At 55.5% G+C, this 5,495-nt stretch carries 7 protein-coding genes; 6 read left to right on the forward strand and 1 reads right to left on the reverse strand.

The genetic code is table 11. The annotated features are described in order from the left end of the window. Positions 1 to 911, reverse strand: a 911-nt coding sequence (gene hemE, locus ACLL9E_RS13010) for a uroporphyrinogen decarboxylase (protein ID WP_411292166.1), incomplete at its 3' end; no start/stop codon positions are given. Positions 912 to 1,213: 302 nt separating this feature from the next. On the opposite strand from hemE, the gene ACLL9E_RS13015 reads away from it, so the two are divergent. The 6 genes from ACLL9E_RS13015 to hpf are packed head-to-tail and all read left to right on the forward strand — an operon-like array spanning position 1,214 to position 5,373. Continuing rightward, entirely contained in the window at positions 1,214 to 2,047 is an 834-nt protein-coding gene (locus ACLL9E_RS13015) for a pyruvate, water dikinase regulatory protein (RefSeq protein ID WP_411292167.1), read from the forward strand. After that, complete coding sequence (locus ACLL9E_RS13020; RefSeq protein WP_411292168.1) at positions 2,044 to 2,640, forward strand: Maf family protein; 597 nt, start codon at positions 2,044 to 2,046, stop codon at positions 2,638 to 2,640. The genes ACLL9E_RS13015 and ACLL9E_RS13020 overlap by 4 nt, the downstream gene beginning before the upstream one ends. Continuing rightward, a complete protein-coding gene (gene aroE / locus ACLL9E_RS13025) occupies positions 2,637 to 3,446 on the forward strand; it encodes a shikimate dehydrogenase (RefSeq protein ID WP_411292169.1) in 810 nt (269 codons plus the stop codon). The genes ACLL9E_RS13020 and aroE overlap by 4 nt, the downstream gene beginning before the upstream one ends. Further along, on the forward strand, positions 3,443 to 4,042 hold the full coding sequence (coaE, locus tag ACLL9E_RS13030) for a dephospho-CoA kinase (RefSeq protein ID WP_411292170.1): 600 nt from the start codon (positions 3,443 to 3,445) through the stop codon (positions 4,040 to 4,042). The genes aroE and coaE overlap by 4 nt, the downstream gene beginning before the upstream one ends. Before the next feature lie 31 nt (positions 4,043 to 4,073). After that, on the forward strand, positions 4,074 to 4,781 hold the full coding sequence (gene dnaQ, locus ACLL9E_RS13035; protein ID WP_411292171.1) for a DNA polymerase III subunit epsilon: 708 nt from the start codon (positions 4,074 to 4,076) through the stop codon (positions 4,779 to 4,781). Positions 4,782 to 4,797: 16 nt separating this feature from the next. Continuing rightward, complete coding sequence (hpf, locus tag ACLL9E_RS13040; RefSeq protein WP_411292172.1) at positions 4,798 to 5,373, forward strand: ribosome hibernation-promoting factor, HPF/YfiA family; 576 nt, start codon at positions 4,798 to 4,800, stop codon at positions 5,371 to 5,373. Positions 5,374 to 5,495: the final 122 nt, after the last annotated feature.

Genomic DNA, 5,495 nt, shown 5'->3' on the forward strand with positions numbered 1-5,495 from the left:
ACTGCATCTTTCAACACATCACCCCCCGCAATCAATGCAAGCGGGTCAAGATTGCCTTGCACCGGCAGTCCCTTGGGCAATTCGCGGTTCGCCCAATGCGGATCGACGGTTTCATCAAGGCCCAAGGCATCCACGCCAGTGCCCTCGGCATAAGCCGCCAGCTTGCCGCCGGCGCCTTTCGGGAAACCAATGATGACCGCGTTGGGGTTGCGGGCCTTTAACCGGCGCACGATTTCAGCGTTCGGGGCAATGACCCATTTTTCAAATTGCGCAGGTGACAATGACCCTGCCCAACTGTCGAACAATTGCACAGCGTCAATGCCGGCATCAATCTGGTCACCCAAATAATCAACCGTTGCCGAAATGATTGCCTCAATCAAGGCGCCAAAACGCTCCGGCTCCGCATGGGCCATTCTACGGGCCTCTGCCTGGTCTTTGCTTCCTTGACCATGCACCATGTACGTTGCGACCGTCCACGGGCTTCCAGCGAAGCCCAGAAAGGTTGTTTCAGGCGGGAGCCCTGCCGAAACCTTACGCACGGTTTCAATGACGGGGGCCAAACGTTCTGGCGCAGGTACAAAATCTTCAAGCCGGGCATCGGCCAGCCGCGGCGCAAGCCTTGGGCCTTCACCGGTTTCAAACCACAGATCCTGACCCATGGCATGCGGGATCACAAGAATGTCTGAGAACAATATCGCCCCGTCAAAACCAAAACGCCTGATGGGTTGAAGGGTGATTTCACTCGCCGCGTCACTGTCATAAGCCAGCGCCAGAAATCCACCTTTTTCCTCCCGAAGTGCACGATATTCAGGAAGATATCGGCCAGCCTGGCGCATCAACCACATGGGCGGAATAGCTTCTTGATTGCCCTTGAGGACGTTAAGCAGTTTTTTCGGGTTTTGCGCGGACATAGAGAGACGAGATCCAATCAAAATATATATTTATATAAAGGATGATGAAAGATGATGTGCTGTTGATAGCGCAAGCCTTAAAAGCTTTTGCGGATATTGCCAACATCTTGACGCGCAAGCACGAACGCGCCCAACAGGAGTCGCAACTTTCGTCCCCAATATCCACAGGCTGTGCATATCAGAATGCCCCTGTTGATAGACTGTGGCCGAATCGAGCCCTAAAATCGCGGTAGCGGGGAGGAAATAGCCATGCAAAACTTGTCCCTTGATTTATCCCCAGCCTGCCAACAAGACTGTCAGCCATGAGCGATCGTTATCATCTGCATTTGTTGTCGGACTCAACCGGCGAGACCTTGGAAAATATCGCCAAGGCCGCGTTGGCGCAGTTTGACGACGCTGAGCATGTGGTCAAGCATTTCTGGCCGATGGTGAGATCCGAAAGCCATTTGGACCGGATATTGACCGACGTTGCCGCCAATCCTGGCCTCGTTCTGTTTACTCTCGTCAACCGCGACACACGGCGCAAGCTGGAAACGAGATGCAGGGCCTTGGGCCTGCCGGCGGTTGCGGCGCTTGATGCGGTAAGCGACGCTATGTCCAACATGTTTGGCCAGGAGGCGAAGGCCCGCCCCGGGCGGCAGCATGTCATGGACGCGGCCTATTTTGCGCGGGTTGAGGCCATCCAGTTCACGATTGCGCATGACGACGGTATTAATGCGCAAAATTGGGAAGAGGCGGACATTGTGCTCGCGGGCGTGTCGCGGACGTCGAAGACGCCGACGAGCATTTACCTTGCCAATCGCGGATATAAGACCGCCAATATCCCAATCGTGCCCGAATCTCCGCCGCCACCGATTTTATTCCGGTTGAAGCATCCCATGGTCATCGGGCTGGTAACGAGTGCAGAACGGCTGATTCAGGTGCGGCGCAACCGCTTGCTGTCGTTGAACCAGTCGCCGGACACCGATTATGTGAATGAAGAAAAAGTGCGCGCTGAGGTTGCGCATGCCCGGCGCATGTTTGCCGACAATGGATGGCCAGTGCTTGATGTGACGCGCCGGTCGATCGAGGAAAGCGCAGCGGCCATCATCAACCTGTTTAACGAACGCGAACTGGCGCAGGCGAACTCCACATGACGCTCATTCTTGCGTCCCAAAGTGCCGGACGGATCGCGATGTTACATGCGGCCGGCGTTGCGGTTGAGGCAATCGCTGCCAATGTCGACGAAGAAAGCGTCAAGATATCTTTGACTCAGGCGGGCGCAAAGCCACGCGACATTGCCGATGCACTGGCTGAGGCAAAAGCGCTAAAAATATCGCGTAAAATGCCAACAGGGCTTGTTTTGGGCTGCGATCAAATTTGTGTTGGTGCAGATGGGCAAATTTTTGACAAGCCACAGTCACCGCAGGACGCACGCGCACATTTGGCGCAGCTTTCCGGCACGACACATCGGCTGATCAGCGCTGCGGTGATGTGTGAGCAGGGGGCGCCCGTTTGGCGCATCGTCGACACTGCGCAATTAACGATGCGGCCGCTGAGCGCCGCGTTCATCGATGATTATGTTGATCGCTATTGGGATCATATTCGGCACAGCGTTGGCTGCTACCGGATTGAGGCGGAGGGTGCGCAGCTGTTCAGCAGCGTCAGCGGCAGCCAATTTACCATTATCGGGATGCCACTGCTTCCCGTGCTTGATTTCTTGCGGATTAGGGGCCTTTTACCGACATGACAGTTTATGCCGAAGTCATCGGGCATCCGATTGCGCATTCCAAATCGCCTTTGATCCACAATTTCTGGCTCAAGCAATTGGGGCGCGTGGGTGACTACCGCGCACATAACGTTTTGCCGCAAGATTTGGAAAAATACTTTGCGGAGCGTGCACAGGACGCCGACTGGCGTGGCTGCAATATTACGATTCCGCACAAGATAGCAGCGCTTGATTTCGTGGCCGACCCGGGCGATGTGCGCAGTTCAATCGGCGCGATCAACACTGTGTTCCGCAATGATACCGGGGCGCTTGTTGCAACCAATACCGATGTTGGCGGATTTTATGGCCCGATTGCCGATGTCCCGATTGCCGGTGAAACGGCTGTCGTCATTGGCGCAGGCGGCGCGGCACGTGCAGTGCTCTTTGCATTGGCGCAGGCTGACATCGGTGACGTTGTTCTGGTGGCGCGCAATGCGTTGAAAGCCGCCGGATTGCTTGCGCATTTCGGGCTCAAGGGCAAAGTTATCGGTTTTGATGCCCGCTTACCCGATGCGGCGTTGTTGGTGAACGCAAGCCCATTGGGCATGGTAGGGCAGGAGGCGCTGGACATTGATCTGTCGTCCTTGCCCGAGCATGCGATTGTTTATGATCTTGTTTATGCACCGATTGAAACGCCCTTGTTGAAAGCGGCACGCGCGCGCGATTTGGAAACGGTCGATGGCCTCGAAATGCTGGTCGGTCAGGCGGCGATTGCGTTTGAGCTGTTCTTTGGCGTCGCCCCGCCGGACGATGCGGAAAACGAATTGCGGGCGCTTTTGCTCAAATGAAAAAACCGCTGATCATTGGGCTTACGGGGTCAATCGGCATGGGCAAATCCTCCGTCGCCGCAATGTTTGCCGACGAAGGCGTAGCGGTGTTTGACGCCGATGCCGCGGTCCATGACATGCAAAAGGCGGGCGGTGCGCTGGTGCCTGCGATCGAGGCGGCCTTTCCCGGAACGACCGGGCCAGACGGCGTCGACCGAAAGGCGCTTGGCGCTGCGGTCTTTGGCGACCGCGACAGGCTGGCGCGGCTGGAAACAATTATCCACCCTGCTGTCGCCGAACGCCGCAAAGCTTTTTTGGAGGCGCACCAGAATTCAGAGATGCTGCTGTTCGACATTCCGTTATTGTTTGAAAAAGGGGGAGAGGCGGGCGTCGATGTCGTGGTGGTTGTATCCGCGCCTGCGCAGTTGCAACGCGAACGCGTGCTGGCGCGACCGAATATGACATCGGATAAGTTCGAACAGATATTGTCGCTACAACTGAACGACGCCGATAAGCGGGCGCGCGCCGATCATGTCATCGACACAGGCAAAGATATGGCTGAGACTCGGTCCGATGTGCGCGCGCTTGTCAAAAAGCTGCGCGCGGGTCTTGCATAAGCGCGGAAACAGGCTCACATCTGATTACAGAATGCGTGAAATTATATTTGATACCGAAACGACTGGCTTTGACCCTGCAACCGGGGACCGGATGGTCGAAATTGGCTGTATCGAAATGGTCAGCCGGGTGATGACTGGCCAGCATTACCACGCATATTTTAACCCGCAGCGCCCGATGCCGTCGGCGGCAGAGCAAGTACATGGCCTCTCAGACCGTTTTCTATCGGACAAGCCAGCATTTGGTGAAAATGCCGATGAGCTCCTCGCATTTTTGGGTGATAGCCCGCTTGTTGCGCATAATGCCAGTTTTGACTTCGGCTTTTTGAATCACGAGCTGCAATTTTGTGGTCGGCCACCCGTCTCGATGGACCGGATGGTGGACACCGTTGCACTTGCGCGGGTCAAGAATCCCGGGGCAAAGCTGTCGCTCGACGCATTATGTACGCGATATGGCATCGACCGGAGCCACCGCATTAAGCATGGCGCGTTGCTCGATGCAGAGCTGTTGGCTCAATTATATATTGAACTTACCGGCGGACGCCAAATCGGCCTTGGCCTTGCGGATAACGATATTTCTGACCGTGCAATGACCCAAATCGACGCGAGCAGCGTTCAGACAACGAAAGTCTTTCGGCCTGCGCGCGCACATAGGGCATCTGAAGCTGAACTGGCGCGGCATGCGGAATTCATCGCCAAGATCAAAGACGCGCTTTGGCTCCAAACAGGGTCAGCGCTTTAACCAGAGGAGACAGGCATTGGACATCAGGGTTTCAGGACATCAGGTCGATACCGGCGAAGCGCTCCAGACCCATGTGGAAACGCGGCTTGGATCAATCTCCGAAAAATATTTTTCAAAAGCCCTTTCCTCGCAAGCAACGTTTGGCCGCGCACCGCATGACGGTTTTACCAGCGATATCGTGATGCACGTGATGCAAGGCCTCGTTTTAAAGGGACGGGGCGAGGCACAGGATGCGCATGTCGCATTTGACCGCGCCGCTGAACGGATCGAGAAGCAGTTGCGTCGTTACATGCGCCGTTTACAGGACCGTCATGAGCAGACTGCTTATGCGCAGGCACAGGAAGAAGCGGCATATACCGTCTTTGACGCAGGCGATGTCGACGAAGAAATGCCCTTGCCCGACGCACCCGTAATTGTTGCGGAAATGAGCGTGGATATCCCCGAATCGAACGTATCCGACGCGGTAATGATGATGGATTTGCGCAACACGCCTGCCTTGTTATTCAAAAACACTGGAACTGGACGGCATAATATGGTTTACCGCCGCGAAGACGGTACGATCGGGTGGGTTGAACCAAAATCCGCACATTAGAGATCGACCAAATTCTTAGGATTTTCTAAACCAATTCAAGGGATTGTGCTGCGGTCGCACCGCGCGCTTTTAAACAAAATATGATTCGACTTTCTACTAGGCTCGTTGAAGGGGCCGTTGCT

It is taken from the genome of Sphingorhabdus sp. (genome assembly GCF_046596595.1).
In the GTDB taxonomy this organism is placed as follows: domain Bacteria; phylum Pseudomonadota; class Alphaproteobacteria; order Sphingomonadales; family Sphingomonadaceae; genus Sphingorhabdus_B.